14 protein-coding genes and 2 pseudogenes are annotated in these 13,847 nt (G+C 41.8%); 15 read left to right on the plus strand and 1 reads right to left on the minus strand.

Annotation, left to right across the window (positions count from 1 at the left end; translation table 11 throughout):
* The first annotated feature begins 13 nt into the window (after nt 1–13).
* The 4 genes from RS130_RS13570 to RS130_RS13585 all read left to right on the plus strand — a co-directional run bounded on the left by RS130_RS13570 (nt 14) and on the right by RS130_RS13585 (nt 1,783).
* On the plus strand, nt 14–163 hold the full coding sequence (locus tag RS130_RS13570) for a hypothetical protein (RefSeq protein ID WP_316026384.1): 150 nt from the start codon (nt 14–16) through the stop codon (nt 161–163).
* A 47-nt stretch (nt 164–210) separates the two neighbouring features.
* The gene (locus RS130_RS13575) at nt 211–429 is read left to right on the plus strand and encodes a hypothetical protein (protein ID WP_316026385.1); all 219 of its coding nucleotides are present in this window, start codon (nt 211–213) and stop codon (nt 427–429) included.
* 560 nt (nt 430–989) lie between these two features.
* Nucleotides 990–1,430 carry a transporter substrate-binding domain-containing protein gene (locus tag RS130_RS13580; protein ID WP_316026386.1) on the plus strand — a complete coding sequence of 147 codons (441 nt, stop codon included), beginning with the start codon at nt 990–992 and terminating at the stop codon, nt 1,428–1,430.
* A complete protein-coding gene (locus RS130_RS13585) occupies nt 1,406–1,783 on the plus strand; it encodes a hypothetical protein (protein WP_316026387.1) in 378 nt (125 codons plus the stop codon). Before RS130_RS13580 ends, RS130_RS13585 begins: the two co-directional genes overlap by 25 nt.
* 123 nt (nt 1,784–1,906) lie before the next feature.
* Here RS130_RS13585 and ettA read toward each other — a convergent pair.
* A pseudogene (gene ettA, locus RS130_RS13590) lies at nt 1,907–3,573 on the minus strand (energy-dependent translational throttle protein EttA).
* Nucleotides 3,574–3,772: 199 nt separating this feature from the next.
* On the opposite strand from ettA, the gene RS130_RS13600 reads away from it, so the two are divergent.
* The 11 genes and pseudogenes from RS130_RS13600 (at nt 3,773) to RS130_RS13650 (ending at nt 13,842) form a co-directional block, all read left to right on the plus strand.
* On the plus strand, nt 3,773–4,768 hold the full coding sequence (locus RS130_RS13600; protein WP_316026390.1) for a Gfo/Idh/MocA family protein: 996 nt from the start codon (nt 3,773–3,775) through the stop codon (nt 4,766–4,768).
* Nucleotides 4,769–4,909: 141 nt separating this feature from the next.
* Nucleotides 4,910–6,166, plus strand: coding sequence for a serine hydroxymethyltransferase (gene glyA, locus RS130_RS13605; RefSeq protein WP_316026391.1), 1,257 nt, complete (start codon nt 4,910–4,912; stop codon nt 6,164–6,166).
* 122 nt (nt 6,167–6,288) lie between these two features.
* Nucleotides 6,289–6,738: a transcriptional regulator NrdR gene (gene nrdR / locus RS130_RS13610; RefSeq protein WP_316026392.1), complete on the plus strand. Its 450-nt coding sequence runs from the start codon at nt 6,289–6,291 to the stop codon at nt 6,736–6,738.
* A gap of 69 nt (nt 6,739–6,807) precedes the next feature.
* Nucleotides 6,808–7,908, plus strand: a complete 1,101-nt coding sequence (ribD, locus tag RS130_RS13615) for a bifunctional diaminohydroxyphosphoribosylaminopyrimidine deaminase/5-amino-6-(5-phosphoribosylamino)uracil reductase RibD (protein WP_428982778.1) — start codon at nt 6,808–6,810, stop codon at nt 7,906–7,908.
* A gap of 113 nt (nt 7,909–8,021) precedes the next feature.
* Nucleotides 8,022–8,696 (plus strand): riboflavin synthase, encoded by a 675-nt coding sequence (locus RS130_RS13620; protein ID WP_316026394.1) that lies wholly within the window; start codon nt 8,022–8,024, stop codon nt 8,694–8,696.
* A 75-nt stretch (nt 8,697–8,771) separates the two neighbouring features.
* Complete coding sequence (ribBA, locus tag RS130_RS13625) at nt 8,772–9,872, plus strand: bifunctional 3,4-dihydroxy-2-butanone-4-phosphate synthase/GTP cyclohydrolase II (protein WP_316026395.1); 1,101 nt, start codon at nt 8,772–8,774, stop codon at nt 9,870–9,872.
* Nucleotides 9,873–9,968: 96 nt separating this feature from the next.
* Nucleotides 9,969–10,446: pseudogene (gene ribH / locus RS130_RS13630) on the plus strand (6,7-dimethyl-8-ribityllumazine synthase).
* Complete coding sequence (gene nusB, locus RS130_RS13635) at nt 10,447–10,869, plus strand: transcription antitermination factor NusB (RefSeq protein WP_316026396.1); 423 nt, start codon at nt 10,447–10,449, stop codon at nt 10,867–10,869.
* An 81-nt stretch (nt 10,870–10,950) separates the two neighbouring features.
* Nucleotides 10,951–11,928 (plus strand): thiamine-phosphate kinase, encoded by a 978-nt coding sequence (gene thiL, locus RS130_RS13640; RefSeq protein ID WP_316026397.1) that lies wholly within the window; start codon nt 10,951–10,953, stop codon nt 11,926–11,928.
* An 8-nt stretch (nt 11,929–11,936) separates the two neighbouring features.
* Complete coding sequence (locus RS130_RS13645) at nt 11,937–12,425, plus strand: phosphatidylglycerophosphatase A family protein (RefSeq protein ID WP_316026398.1); 489 nt, start codon at nt 11,937–11,939, stop codon at nt 12,423–12,425.
* Between the two features lie 109 nt (nt 12,426–12,534).
* Nucleotides 12,535–13,842 (plus strand): gluconate:H+ symporter, encoded by a 1,308-nt coding sequence (locus RS130_RS13650; RefSeq protein WP_316026399.1) that lies wholly within the window; start codon nt 12,535–12,537, stop codon nt 13,840–13,842.
* The last annotated feature ends 5 nt before the right edge of the window (nt 13,843–13,847 follow it).

Below are 13,847 nucleotides of genomic sequence, written 5' to 3' on the forward strand. Positions count from 1 at the left end.
GGAATCGTACAGTATGAGAAGTAAAGTGCTGTGGCTATGGCTGGTAATGTTGGGCAGCATGTTAAAGGTAAATTATGCGTTAGCCGGCGAGGTGGAAATTGTAAAAGCAAAATTTATCCAAGTAAAAAAGGGCACCTGGACTATTAGATTAGCGTTACCCTAAAGCATGCTGATGAAGGTTGGAAACATTTTGCTAATGCATGGCGCGTGGTGAATGAAAAAAGTGACATATTGGGGGAGCGAGTATTGGGCCATCCTCATGTTGACGAACAACCTTTTACTCGCAGTTTAAAGAATGTAGTGATCCCAATGAGCTCACAAACTGTTTTTATTGAGGCTCGTGACTCCAAGCACGGTTGGGCGGAAAATCGACTAGAAGTCAATCTAGACAAGGCTATTGCTGGGCTCTTAGTGATTAAACCGGAGTAGGGTTAGCCGGTGAATAAACTAGTTTTGGCTGTTTTTGAAAGCAGATAGGCCACATCTATTTAGCCACAGCAGAGAATGTGGATTAAATATACTATACTGGTACCTTATCTAAATTTTTAGCTAAAAAGAGTAGTATGTCTTGCGCGAATTGCTGTTAGTTAACCTAAATTCTGGATAAGCCGAACCTCTGGATAATGCTTTTTTTGTGTCTAGCGGCGTTGGATTGTTTATCTATAACACGTTATGACGTACAACAATCCGCCTTGCTATACACCAAAAATTTCGTTACCGAGTAACATTTAGCTGAGCTTATGTAGACAAAATAAGCCATTGAATTATATTGCTTAGCTTAAACGATACTTCTTATCCAGAACTCAGGTTAGTTATTTTTCAGTAGAGTGACTTGTAAAAGTAAGGTGACTACACTGAAACTATGAGTGCGTGTCTATCACTGTAAATTTTTGCTTATATCTGCTTTTCACCTACTTTGAGTAGATAGGTCACATTTTCTCTCAGAGACATTTATTCTAAATGTTTCGACAACAATATGGTTGGTCGTCATGTTTTTTAAATTTTTGATAGCGTTACATTTACTATTATTAAGTGTTAGTACAACCGTAAAAGCAAACACCAAGTTTTTGTTTTGTATCGAAAACTATGACGCCAAACCCTATTACTATACATCTGAAACATCTGGAGAACACGATAATAACTTAAAAGGCGTACTTGTCGAAGTGGCGACTAAAGCAGCGGAAAAAGTGGGGTGGTCGGCAGAAATAGTGCGTCACCCTTGGCTAAGATGCCAGCATTTAGTCAAGCAAGGTAAAATTCATGGATTGTTGACCATGATCAAAAATGAAGATCGACTACAACAATTCGCGTTTCCTCCTAATGAACTTTATCTTGCGGAAGTCAAATTGGCTATTATTGCTAAAAGAGGGGGCTACTCGATCGTCACTCTGCCACATCGAAGCCTTTGTTTGATGAGAATAACTTACTAGATCTTGCCGCATATAAGGCAATACAGGAGTCCGGACTTGATGCGCCTTTTGCTCATATAAGCTACCGTTATCTGAAGCAACAAAATGTACTCACGCCTATTCACACAACGGTCGATATTGGACTTCGATTAGTGACACAAGGTCGTTTAGATGGGTACGTTGTTGAACAAAAAGTAGCGGCTGAATTAGTTGCCAACAGCGAATATTCTGAACAATTAACGATTACCTCAGGGTTATTAATGCATACCTATGTGTTTTCACCAGTTAACTTAGCGTTTTTTGATAAAAATAAAAAGCAGGTTACAGCCTTTTGGCAAGCACTACACGAAGCTGCACTACAGATCAATAAATAAGCAATTATCCCTAGGTTAGTTTGTAGCCAACAGGATATATTGTTTGCTAGTTGACATAATTATGAATAAAAAAAGGTGCAAGTTGCACCTTTTTTAATATCCTCGGCTGAGCCTTTGGAACAATTACTTACTGATTTTTTTGTATTTTAATCGGTGAGGTTCAATTACATCTGTGCCGTAGGTGTCTTTTAACCAGGCTGCGTATTCTGTGTAGTTGCCGTCAAAGAAGTTGATTTTACCTTCGTCGCGGTAGTCCATAATATGAGTGGCTATTCTGTCTAAGAACCATCTGTCGTGCGATATCACCATGGCGCAACCTGGAAATTCCAATAAAGCATTTTCTAAGGCGCGCAAAGTTTCAACGTCCAAGTCATTGGTAGGCTCATCCAGTAATAATACATTGCCGCCGGCTTTTAAAAGCTTGGCTAGATGTACTCGGTTACGTTCACCACCAGATAAGTCTTTAATAAATTTCTGTTGATCAGAGCCTTTGAAGTTGAAACGACCACAATAGGCACGGCTATTGAGTTCAAAGTTGCCTATGCGGATAATATCTGAGTCGTCAGATATTTCTTTATACACAGTGTTGTTACCGTCCATGTGATCGCGGAACTGGTCAACACTGGCCAATTGTACGGTTTTGCCAATGTCTATTGTGCCAGCGTCTGCTTGCTCTTGACCGGTTAACATTCTAAATAGGGTCGATTTACCTGCACCGTTGGGGCCGATAATGCCAACAATCGCGCCTTTAGGCATTTTGAAATTCAGGTCATCAATTAATAATCTGTCTCCATAAGATTTTTGTAAGCCTGATACTTCAAATACTTTGTCACCTAAGCGCTCACCGGGCGGAATAAATAACTCACTGGTTTCGTTACGTTTTTGGTAATCGCCAGTATTAAGCTCTTCAAATCGCGCCATACGGGCTTTGCTTTTAGATTGACGGCCTTTGGCGTTAGAACGTACCCATTCTAATTCGGTTTTGATCGATTTTTGTCTGGCGCTTTCGGTTTTTTCTTCTTGCTCAAGACGGGCATCTTTTTGCTCCAACCAAGAAGAGTAGTTACCTTCCCAAGGAATACCTTGGCCACGGTCTAGCTCTAAAATCCAACCGGCTACATTGTCTAAGAAATATCTATCGTGGGTAATAGCAACCACAGTGCCTTCGTAGTCGTGCAAGAAACGTTCTAACCAAGCCACTGATTCAGCATCTAAGTGGTTGGTTGGTTCGTCGAGAAGTAACATTTCTGGTTTTTCGAGCAACAGTTTGCACAGTGCTACCCGGCGGCGTTCCCCCTGATAACTTGCTTACGTCAGCATCCCAAGGTGGTAAACGCAGTGCATCTGCAGCACGCTCAAGGGCGTTGTCTAGGTTATGACCATCTTTAGATTGAATGATAGCTTCAAGTTCGCCTTGCTCTTTGGCTAGGGCATCGAAGTCAGCCCCTTCTTCGGCATACTCTGCATACACTTCTTCAATGCGCTTTAAAGCGTGTACTACGTCTTGCACCGCTTCTTCAATATTGCCTCGTACATCTTTGCTTTCGTCTAGTTGTGGCTCTTGGGGCAAGTAGCCAATCTTTAAACCTGCTTGGGGTATCGCTTCGCCTTCGATATCCGTATCTAAGCCTGCCATTATTTTGAGTAAGGTTGATTTACCTGAGCCATTCAGACCTAACACGCCAATCTTAGCGCCAGGAAAAAAGCTTAAAGAGATGTTTTTAAGAATATGTTTGCCAGGTGGGAACCACTTTTCCTACCCGCAACATGCTGTATACGTATTGCGCCATGTTTGTTTCTCTAAATAAATCGTAGTGAGTTTTATATGGCGAATAGTGTAATTCACCCGGCGCTTAGGTCAAAGGTATTGTGGACTTTTTTATGGCAGTGAACGTAATAAGTGATAAATAAAAAGTAAAAGAAGATGTCAGCTGTAATTTGCTAAAGTAGAATTTATCTTGGTATTTTTTTAGTTAAGTAAGAGGCGAAATGAATCAAATGAATTGGGGACTAATTGGTCCGGGCAGTATTGCACATACTTTTGCTGATGCTATCAGTCAATCTGAGCGAGGTAAGCTAGCTGCCGTGGCTAGTAGTTCTGCCGAGCGAGGCCAAGCCTTCGCTAAAAAATATAACATTCCAACTGTGTACGACAACTATCAAGCGTTAATTAGCGATCCTGATATAGATATTATTTATATTGCGACACCACATAGTTTTCACTATCCGCAAGCTAAGTTATGTCTTGAAGGCGGAAAAAATGTTTTGCTTGAAAAGCCGTCGACCATTACCGCTAAACAAATCGAACGCTTAACCGAGTTAGCTCAGCAAAAAGGTTTGTTTTTTCAAGAAGCGATATGGACCCGTTTCATGCCTGTCTTAGCTCAGGTAAAGGAAAAAATTAAGCAAGGGGCGATTGGTAAGGTGCAATATATTAGCTCAACCATTGGCTTTGCTTTTCAGCATAGAGAAGAAACGCGCTTGTTTGATCCCAAACTAGGTGGTGGCGCACTGTTAGATTTAGGACTTTATCCTATTGCTGTGAGTCAATGTTTGTTAGACGAAGAGCCTAGTGTTATTCAAGCTATGGGCAAAGTCAGTGATAAGCAAATTGATGAAACAACTATTGTTAATATGCGTTACCCCTCTGGCATCTATTCACAGTTTACGTGTTCGGCTACAGGCCACAGCCCAAATGTGATGACAATAGTTGGAAGCAACGGAAATATAGTGCTACCAGCAATGTTTTGGGATACCGATACTGCACATGTCTATGATTTAGCGGGTTTAGTCGAAACCATTCGGGTGCCTCATAAGGTGAATGGTTTTGAATATCAAATAGAAGAATCTATGGACTGTGTTGAAGCTGGTCAATTGTACAGTTCACTTATGTCTCATGACGAAAGCATTGGTATTATCGAAATCATGGATGAGATCCGCAGCCAAATCGGTTTAGCTTTTTCTAGCGATATTGAAAAATTATAGAGATTTATAGCGTCTAGGGTATGCGTTACAACTTTTGGTTGTTTCTCATGCCCGAATGCATGTATACAAATGTGTAAAAATCACTAAAATGTGCGCTGTTTTATTTCCCTTTTTATATACCCCTGATTTTGAGGAAACGTAATGTTAACACGTGATATGAATATTGCTGATTTCGACCCAGAATTGTACCAAGCAATTCAACAAGAAAACCAACGTCAGGAGCATCATATTGAATTGATTGCTTCTGAAAACTATTGCAGCCCACGTGTGCTTGAAGCCCAAGGCTCTCAATTAACCAACAAATATGCCGAAGGTTACCCTCATAAGCGTTATTACGGTGGTTGTGAGTATGTTGATATTGCAGAAGATTTAGCCATAGAGCGCGCTAAACAACTATTTGGTTGTGATTATGCAAACGTTCAGCCCCATGCAGGTTCACAAGCAAACTCTGCGGTATTTATGGCGTTGTTGAATGCTGGCGATACTGTTTTAGGAATGAGCCTAGCCCATGGTGGTCATTTAACCCATGGCGCGTCAGTGAGTTTTTCTGGTAAAACCTATCACGCTGTTCAGTATGGACTTGACCCAGAAACAGGTGAAATCGATATGGCACAAGTTGAAGCACTCGCTTTAGAGCATAAGCCAAAAATGATCATCGGTGGTTTTTCAGCCTATTCTGGCATAGTTGACTGGCAGAAATTTCGTGAAATTGCTGATAAAGTAGGGGCGTATTTGTTAGTAGACATGGCTCATGTTGCTGGTCTAGTGGCTGCGGGTGTGTATCCTAGTCCTATGGCTCACGCTCATGTTGTAACAACAACAACTCATAAAACGTTAGCCGGTCCACGTGGTGGCCTTATTTTGTCTGCTTGTGGTGACGAAGCTATTTATAAAAAGTTAAATAGTGCGGTGTTCCATGGTGGCCAAGGTGGTCCTTTGTGTCATGTTATTGCAGCTAAAGCCGTTGCGTTTAAAGAAGCATTACAACCAGAATTTAAAGTCTACCAACAACAAGTCGTGGCTAACGCTAAAGCAATGGTGGCAGTGATTCAAGAGCGCGGACACAAAGTGGTGTCTGGTGGTACGGACAACCACTTATTCTTATTGGACTTAATTGGTAAAGAATACACTGGTAAGGATGCTGATGCCGCTTTGGGGGCTGCCAATATTACAGTGAACAAAAACTCTGTGCCTAACGATCCTCGCTCACCGTTTGTGACCAGTGGATTGCGTATTGGTTCGCCAGCTATTACTCGTCGAGGCTTTAAAGAAGAACAAGCTAAACAAGTGGCTAACTGGATCTGTGATGTGTTAGATAATATCAACGATGAAACTGTTATTGCCCGCGTTAAAGGTGAAGTGGTCGCTCTTTGTGAAGCTTTCCCTGTTTACGCCTAGTCGTTTATCCAAATAACGCTAGTTAAAGCCGGCTTAGAGTCGGCTTTTTTATTTATGTTATATGCCTAGGCCCTTAATTTTGTTAATTTAGTCGAATTAATCCGTTTCAGTTAGAAATCACTATGTATTGTCCGTTTTGTTCTGTGCAAGAAACTAAAGTTATCGACTCTCGTTTAGTAGCTGATGGCAGCCAAGTTAGACGAAGGCGCGAGTGCACTGTATGTAAGGAACGTTTTACTACGTTTGAAATGGCTGAGTTAGTCATGCCAAGAGTGGTTAAGCGAGATGGTTCAAGAGAGCCCTTTAACGAAGATAAACTTCGAGCGGGTTTACAACGAGCGCTAGAAAAGCGTCCGGTAAGTACCGAGCAAGTTGAGGAATGCATAAGCCGGTTAAAGTCTTCGATACGTGCCACGGGTGAACGAGAAATTAGCAGCGAATTCTTAGGTAACTTAATTATGGACGCACTTAAAGAGTTAGATAAAGTGGCTTACGTGCGTTTTGCTTCAGTTTATCGTTCTTTTGAAGATATTAGAGAGTTTGGCGAAGAAATTGCCCGGTTAGGCGATTAATTCCTACCTTATTTACTTAACTATTGGTTTTGAATAACAGTGACAAGTTTTACTAGATGTGATCATCAAATGATGGCTCGTGCTATTCAGTTAGCGAAGCGCGGCCAATATACTACCTCTCCCAATCCTAATGTTGGTTGTGTGATCGCTGACAAGTTAGGAAATATAGTTGGCGAGGGGTGGCATCAAAAAGCTGGAACCCCGCACGCTGAAGTACATGCTCTTCGTCAAGCGGGGGAACTTGCTAAAGGTGCTACAGCTTATGTGACGTTAGAACCATGCAGCCATCAAGGTCGCACTCCTCCGTGCGCAGACGCATTGATCCAAGCTCAAGTTTCTCGTGTGATTGTGGCAATGGAAGATCCTAATCCACTGGTATCGGGTCGGGGACTTACTAAGTTACAGCAGGCGGGGATCGCCACGGAAACAGGCTTGTTAAGCTTGGCTGCTAAGCAATTAAATCGTGGCTTTATTAAGCGTATGCGTGTGGGGAAACCATGGGTAACAGTAAAGTTAGCCGCCACCCTTGATGGCAAAACGGCGCTAAAAAATGGATTAAGTCAATGGATTACAGGCCCCGAAGCACGTCAAGACGTGCAACGACATAGAGCACAAAGCTGTGCTATTTTATCTGGCTCAGGTACTGTGATGGCCGACAATCCTTCTCTTAATGTACGTTATGCTGAGCTAGGGTTAGCTGCGGAAGAATTATCGTCCGTTAACCTTCGCCAACCGCTTAGAGTTATTTTGGACGGACGCAATCAATTGCCAACGTCTTTGCGTTGTTTACAACCGATGCAATCTAATGACGCGGGTGATGTATTGTTAATTAACGGTCAGCCTAGTATTCATCAATTTCCCAATCATGTGCAGCAATGGCAAGCCCCTTTTGTTGCTAATAAATTAGATCTGAATTCGGTAATGGCAAAACTCTCGGCTATGCAGTTGAATCAAGTGTGGGTTGAGGCAGGGGCGAAGCTAGCCGGCGCCTTATTACAAAATAATTTGGTTGATGAATTGATTTTATACCAAGCGCCCAAATTAATAGGGGGCGATGGTCAGAACTTATTTGATATTTTACCTTTACAATCGATGCAAGAGGTTGTCGATTTGACGCTTTGTGATGTGCGGCAAGTTGGGACGGATATAAAAATTACTGCGCTACTGTAAACCAGCTCCTGTAATCTTAGTGTAGTGCGGTAATGAACCCGTAAAGTACTGAACAGTGAGTACGGCATAAGCCACTGGTCGGAAATAAATTAGAAAACGAATATCGAGAAACTATGTTTACCGGAATTATTGAAGATGTAGGTGTGATTAAAAGTTTAACACCTGCAGGTGAAGACATTCGATTGTCAATTGAAACTAAAAAGCTTGATATGGGGGACGTAAAACTGGGAGACAGCATTGCTAATAACGGCGTATGTTTAACAGTTGTCGATATGTCAGCAAATGGTTTTAGTGCCGATGTGTCACACGAAACCATCAAACGCACTGGTTTTGCCACCTATAAGGCTGGCAGCCAAGTGAATCTTGAAAAAGCCTTGCAAGCCAATAGTCGTTTGGGAGGTCACATTGTTAGTGGACATGTGGATGGTGTGGGTGAAGTCATCTCTGTTTCTAGTGTTGGGCGTTACGTAGAAATTTGGCTTCAGGCGCCTAATGAACTAGCTAAATACTTAGCTGAAAAAGGCTCAATTACTGTGGATGGTGTTAGCCTTACGGTGAATCAGGTAAATGGTGCTCGTTTTTTGATAACGCTTATTCCCCACAGTTTACAAGAAACTATTATTGGTGGTTATCAAGTCGGCACTAAAGTGAATCTTGAAGTGGATGTGATTGCTCGTTATTTAGAGAGATTAATCTTAGGTGATAGCGCCGCAGATTCATCTAGCCAACATGACAAACATGATATCAGCATGGCGTTTTTGGCCGAAAATGGTTATTTGAGAAGATAACTCAATATAAATGTTTACAGGGTAAAATCATTTCTGGTTTAACCATGACAAAATTTAATAGAAGAAAGTGAACCTATGTTACTTAATAGCTGTGAAGAGATAATTGAAGATATTCGTCAAGGTAAAATGGTCATTTTGATGGATGATGAAGATCGCGAAAATGAAGGCGATTTAATTATGGCGGCCGAACATGTTACCCCCGAAGCTATCAATTTTATGGTTACTCACGCTAGAGGTTTAGTTTGTTTGCCTATGACAGCGGAGCGTTGTCAGGCCCTCAAGCTCCCGCTTATGGTCGATAACAATGGCGCGCAATTTTCAACTAACTTTACGGTTTCAATCGAAGCTGCTGAAGGGGTGACCACTGGAATTTCTGCAGCTGATAGGGCAAAAACGGTTTTAGCTGCAGTGGGCAAAAATGCTCAGGCTAAAGACATAGTGCAACCAGGGCATATTTTCCCATTGATAGGGAAAGAAGGTGGTGTGTTAAATCGTGCTGGCCACACAGAAGCAGGCATTGATTTAGCGCGTTTGGCTGGGTGTGAGGCCGCCTCGGTTATTGTTGAAATACTAAATGATGATGGCAGCATGGCCAGACGTCCTGAATTAGAACAATTCGCCAAAAGGCACAATTTAAAAATCGGTACCATTGCTGACTTGATCGAATATCGAAACTTAAACGAAACCACCATTCAGCAAGTGGCAAAATGCAAATTACCTACCGAACATGGTGAATTTGATTTGGTCACCTTTAAAGATGTGATCGACAATCAGGTACATTTTGCAATGTGTAAAGGTGAAATAAGTGAAGATACGCCTACCTTAGTGCGAGTGCATTTACAGAATTCTTTTAGTGATTTATTGGGCTCTCAACGTTCGGTATCGCGCAGCATGGGGTTATCTGATGCGATTAAGCATATTGCGGAAAATGACGGTGTTTTGGTTGTGCTTGGTAAAGAGGAGGATCTTTTGGCACAAGTCAAAATGTTTGAAGCCGAAGACAATGGTGAACAACCTGTAAAACCAGCTTGGCAAGGCTCTTCAAGAACCGTTGGCGTGGGAAGTCAAATACTTGCCAGTTTAGGGGTGAAGAAAATGCGCTTATTAAGTAAACCAAAGAAATATCATGCTTTGTCTGGTTACGGATTAGAAGTGGTAGAATACGTTGAATTATAACTGGTCGTTTTATCGCTAATTGAATTGAAAATATTGCAATATTTTAAACACTGAGTGTGCTAAACTGCGCGCCGATTTTTCTAGTAAGGTTTTTAGATGAATATTATTGAAGGTAACGTACGGGCTACGGGTAAAAAGTTTGCTCTTGTAGTCGCTAGATTCAACAGTTTTGTCGTTGAAAGTTTAGTGGATGGTGCACTTGATGCATTAGAAAGACACGGTGAAGTAAACGAACAAGATATTACTGTGGTTCGTGTACCAGGGAGCATATGAGCTACCAATTGTGGCTAAAAAGCTGGCTGAAAAAAATAAGTACGACGCAATTATCGCTTTGGGTGCTGTTATCCGTGGCGGTACGCCGCATTTTGATTTTGTCGCAGGTGAATGTAACAAAGGCTTAGCGCAAGTATCGTTAGAGTACGGCATACCTGTGTCTTTTGGTGTGATCACCACTGACAGTATCGAACAAGCAATTGAACGTTCTGGTACTAAAGCGGGTAACAAAGGTGCGGAAGCAGCGATAAGTTCGCTGGAAATGGTTAATGTTCTAGCCAATATTGAAGGGGCGGAGTAGGTGAAACCTAAAGCTCGCCGCTTGGCTAGAGAGTTAGCCGTTCAAGCCGTTTACTCTTGGCAAATGTCTAAAAACCCAGTCGAACAGATTGAGTTAAGTATAGTCACCAGCAACAACATGCAAAAAGTGGACTCTGAGTATTTCTTAGAGTTACTTCGTGCAGTGGTAAAAGATTGTGCTGAATTAGATAAAAAGATAAAACCATACTTGGGTCGATTACCTGAAGAATTAGATCCAGTAGAAAATGCGATTCTTAGAATTGCTACTTATGAACTTATTAGTCGAGTTGATGTCCCTTACAAAGTTGTTATCAATGAAGCTATTGAGCTAGCTAAGTCTTTTGGTGCCGATGAAAGCCACAAGTTTGTAAATGGTGTGCTGGATAAAGCAATCAAAACATTACGTAAAGACGAATTGTCTTAAACTTAAGACTAGGCAGCAAATTGTCTAGTCTGTTTAGCGCTCAACTAAGTCAAGTTAAGTGATAAGTAGGTTCCTGTCATTGTGAAAGAATTTAATCTGATAGAACATTTTTTCAAGGCCAACAGTGGTCAACGCAAAGATGTGATCATTGGTATTGGAGACGATGCCGCCGTTACGCATATTCCGCAGGGCCAAGCTCTGGTAACGACCACCGACACGCTCTTAAGTGGTGTGCACTTTTTGCCTGACGCCAGTCCTCATGCTGTTGCACAAAAAGCGATTGCAGTTAATTTAAGTGACTTGGCCGCAATGGGGGCAGAGCCTGCGTGGATAAGTTTGTCTTTGAGTGCCCCTAGTGCTGACGAAGAATGGTTAAAGAGTTTTTCTTCAGGGTTACAAGAGCTGGTTGACTATTATTCGATTCAGTTAATAGGTGGTGACACTGTACAAGGGCCTCTAGCGGTAACTATTACTGCCCAAGGCTTTGTGCCATTCGAACAAGCGATCACTCGCAGTGGCGCCAATCCAGGTGATTTGGTGTACGTTACAGGCACTATTGGTGATGCTGGATTGGGCTTGGCCATAGCCAAAAATGAGCAGGCGCAAGTTAGCAACAAATCAATGACTGAAGAGAACAAAGCGTTTTTGCTTAAACGTTTAAATTATCCCACGCCTAGATTACTAACCGGCACAAAATTAAGACGCATAGCCAGTGCTTGTATTGATTTATCTGATGGACTTATTTCTGATATCAAACATATTCTCAATATGTCTCAGTGTGGTGCTACCATAAATATTGATAAACTACCGCTGTCTTCGGCTTTATTCGACTCAGTCGACAAAGAAAGAGCCGTTAACTATGCATTGAGTGCGGGCGATGATTACGAGCTGTTGTTTACGGTAAGTGAAGAGCAAAAAGGTAATTTAGAGACAACTTTAGCTAGCGCTAATATCCCTGTGACATGCATTGGTCAGTTAAACGGCAGTGTTGGTAAGTTAGAACTTTATGATAATGGTCAGCCTTACAAGGTTGATATTCAGGGTTATCAACACTTTTAAGGTCATATATGGATAAGCAAATCCGCCAACGAGTTAGTCTGTTTAATCCTATTCATTTTCTAGCTTTGGGGTTTGGTAGTGGCTTAGCCCCCAAAGCGCCTGGCACCTTTGGGACTATAGCTGCTTTACCGTTAGTGGTGCTGCTATCGCTTTATTCTAGTCTTAGCGTGTATTTGCTCATAACTATTTTAGCGTCGATTGTGGGCATATGGATCTGCGGGAAAACTGCTGACGACATGCAGGTACATGACGACTCGTCTATTGTTTGGGATGAAGTGGCGGGTATGTTAATTACCATGTTTGCGGTTCCTTTATCTTGGCAAAGTCTACTGCTGGGGTTCGTCTTATTTAGAGTGTTTGACATCCTTAAGCCATGGCCAATTAGCTACCTCGATAAACATGTGCATGGCGGGTTTGGCATCATGATTGATGATGTCTTGGCAGGGCTCTTTGCTTGCCTTGTATTACATCTAGGTTTTTATTTTTTTAGTTCATAGTTCAACTCAATTCATCAACAACTGTTGCCTATTGTTACTGTTATGTTAATTTAGAAATCGTTTTCATACTGGTTTTCATTATAATAATTAACGTACTTGGAGGTACTTGGTGGCAATTGTTTCGGTTGGTATTGCAATACTCATATTAGTTTTGTTGGTGACTTGGGCAAAACTCAATCCTTTTCTAGCATTCTTAATTACTTCAATCATTGCAGCTATTATGCTGGATGTGCCTTTGGATACTATTCCTCGCACTTTAGAGCAAGGTATTGGCGGTTTACTAGGCTCGTTGGCGGTAATCATTTGCCTAGGGGCCATGTTTGGCAAACTCATCTCCACCAGCGGCGCGGCGCAAAGAATTAGTTCAAGTTTAATGAATATTTGCGGTGACAAATATATAACGTGGGCACTGATGTTAACCGGTTTTATTGTGGGGATCCCATTGTTCTATAACGTGGGATTTGTATTACTGGTTCCTTTGGTTTTCTCGGTGGTTTACCAAACAAAATTGCCGGCCGTATATTTAGGTATTCCATTACTTGCTGCATTGTCTGTTACTCACGGTTTTCTACCGCCTCATCCTTCGCCGACAGCTTTAGTTCCACAATTTGGGGCAGATCTTGGGTTGACCCTTGTTTATGGATTGATCGTCGCTATTCCCACTATGATTTTAGCGGGGCCAATCTTTGCCAAAAGCTTAAAAAACATTGATAGTAAACCGTTAAAAACCTTTACCCCGAAAACCATGGACGAAGACGCGTTGCCTAGTACTTTCAATAGCTTTGTTACCAGTTTACTGCCGGTGCTACTCATCGCTGGCACGACAGTTTTACCTTATATGGCTGGCGAAGAGTCCTCTGCTTTTGTGACGTTTATCGGTAACCCAATGGTGGTGATGCTTATCGCCTTAGCTATAGCCACCTTTAGTTTAGGGTTATCTCGCGGGATCAGCATAACAACAATTATGGATGATTTTGCCGACGCGATTAAAGACATAGCAGTGATTTTACTAGTCATAGCCGGAGCAGGGGCCTTGAAACAAGTGTTCGTTACCAGTGGTGTCAGCACTGAAATTGGTGATGCACTAAAAAGTATCGATTTGAATCCATTAATATTAGGCTGGCTCATTGCTACGATTATTCGTATCTGTTTAGGTTCGGCGACTGTCGCAGGCTTAACTGCGGCAGGGATAGTGGCACCTTTGGTATTAACCTCAAATGTGAATCCTAATCTAATGGTATTAGCGATTGGTGCGGGCAGCTTAATGTGTTCTCATGTCAATGATTCAGGGTTTTGGATGTACAAGGGGTATTTCAATTTGACTGTGAAAGATACGTTTAAATCTTGGTCATTGATGGAAACGATTGTAGGTGTGGTAGGGCTTATTTCGGTGTTAATATTAGATCAGTTCGTTTAATAGTG

The sequence above is a fragment of the Paraglaciecola aquimarina genome, from assembly GCF_032464635.1.
Taxonomy (GTDB): Bacteria; Pseudomonadota; Gammaproteobacteria; order Enterobacterales; family Alteromonadaceae; genus Paraglaciecola; species Paraglaciecola aquimarina.

What these genes read in the sequence shown, in the direction of transcription:
- RS130_RS13570 (WP_316026384.1), top strand. Translation starts at nt 14, where the DNA reads ATGAGAAGTAAAGTGCTGTGGCTATGGCTGGTAATGTTGGGCAGCATG.
- RS130_RS13580 (WP_316026386.1), top strand. Translation starts at nt 990, where the DNA reads ATGTTTTTTAAATTTTTGATAGCGTTACATTTACTATTATTAAGTGTT.
- RS130_RS13600 (WP_316026390.1), top strand. Translation starts at nt 3,773, where the DNA reads ATGAATCAAATGAATTGGGGACTAATTGGTCCGGGCAGTATTGCACAT.
- glyA (WP_316026391.1), top strand. Translation starts at nt 4,910, where the DNA reads ATGTTAACACGTGATATGAATATTGCTGATTTCGACCCAGAATTGTAC.
- nrdR (WP_316026392.1), top strand. Translation starts at nt 6,289, where the DNA reads ATGTATTGTCCGTTTTGTTCTGTGCAAGAAACTAAAGTTATCGACTCT.
- ribD (WP_428982778.1), top strand. Translation starts at nt 6,808, where the DNA reads ATGATGGCTCGTGCTATTCAGTTAGCGAAGCGCGGCCAATATACTACC.
- RS130_RS13620 (WP_316026394.1), top strand. Translation starts at nt 8,022, where the DNA reads ATGTTTACCGGAATTATTGAAGATGTAGGTGTGATTAAAAGTTTAACA.
- ribBA (WP_316026395.1), top strand. Translation starts at nt 8,772, where the DNA reads ATGTTACTTAATAGCTGTGAAGAGATAATTGAAGATATTCGTCAAGGT.
- RS130_RS13645 (WP_316026398.1), top strand. Translation starts at nt 11,937, where the DNA reads ATGGATAAGCAAATCCGCCAACGAGTTAGTCTGTTTAATCCTATTCAT.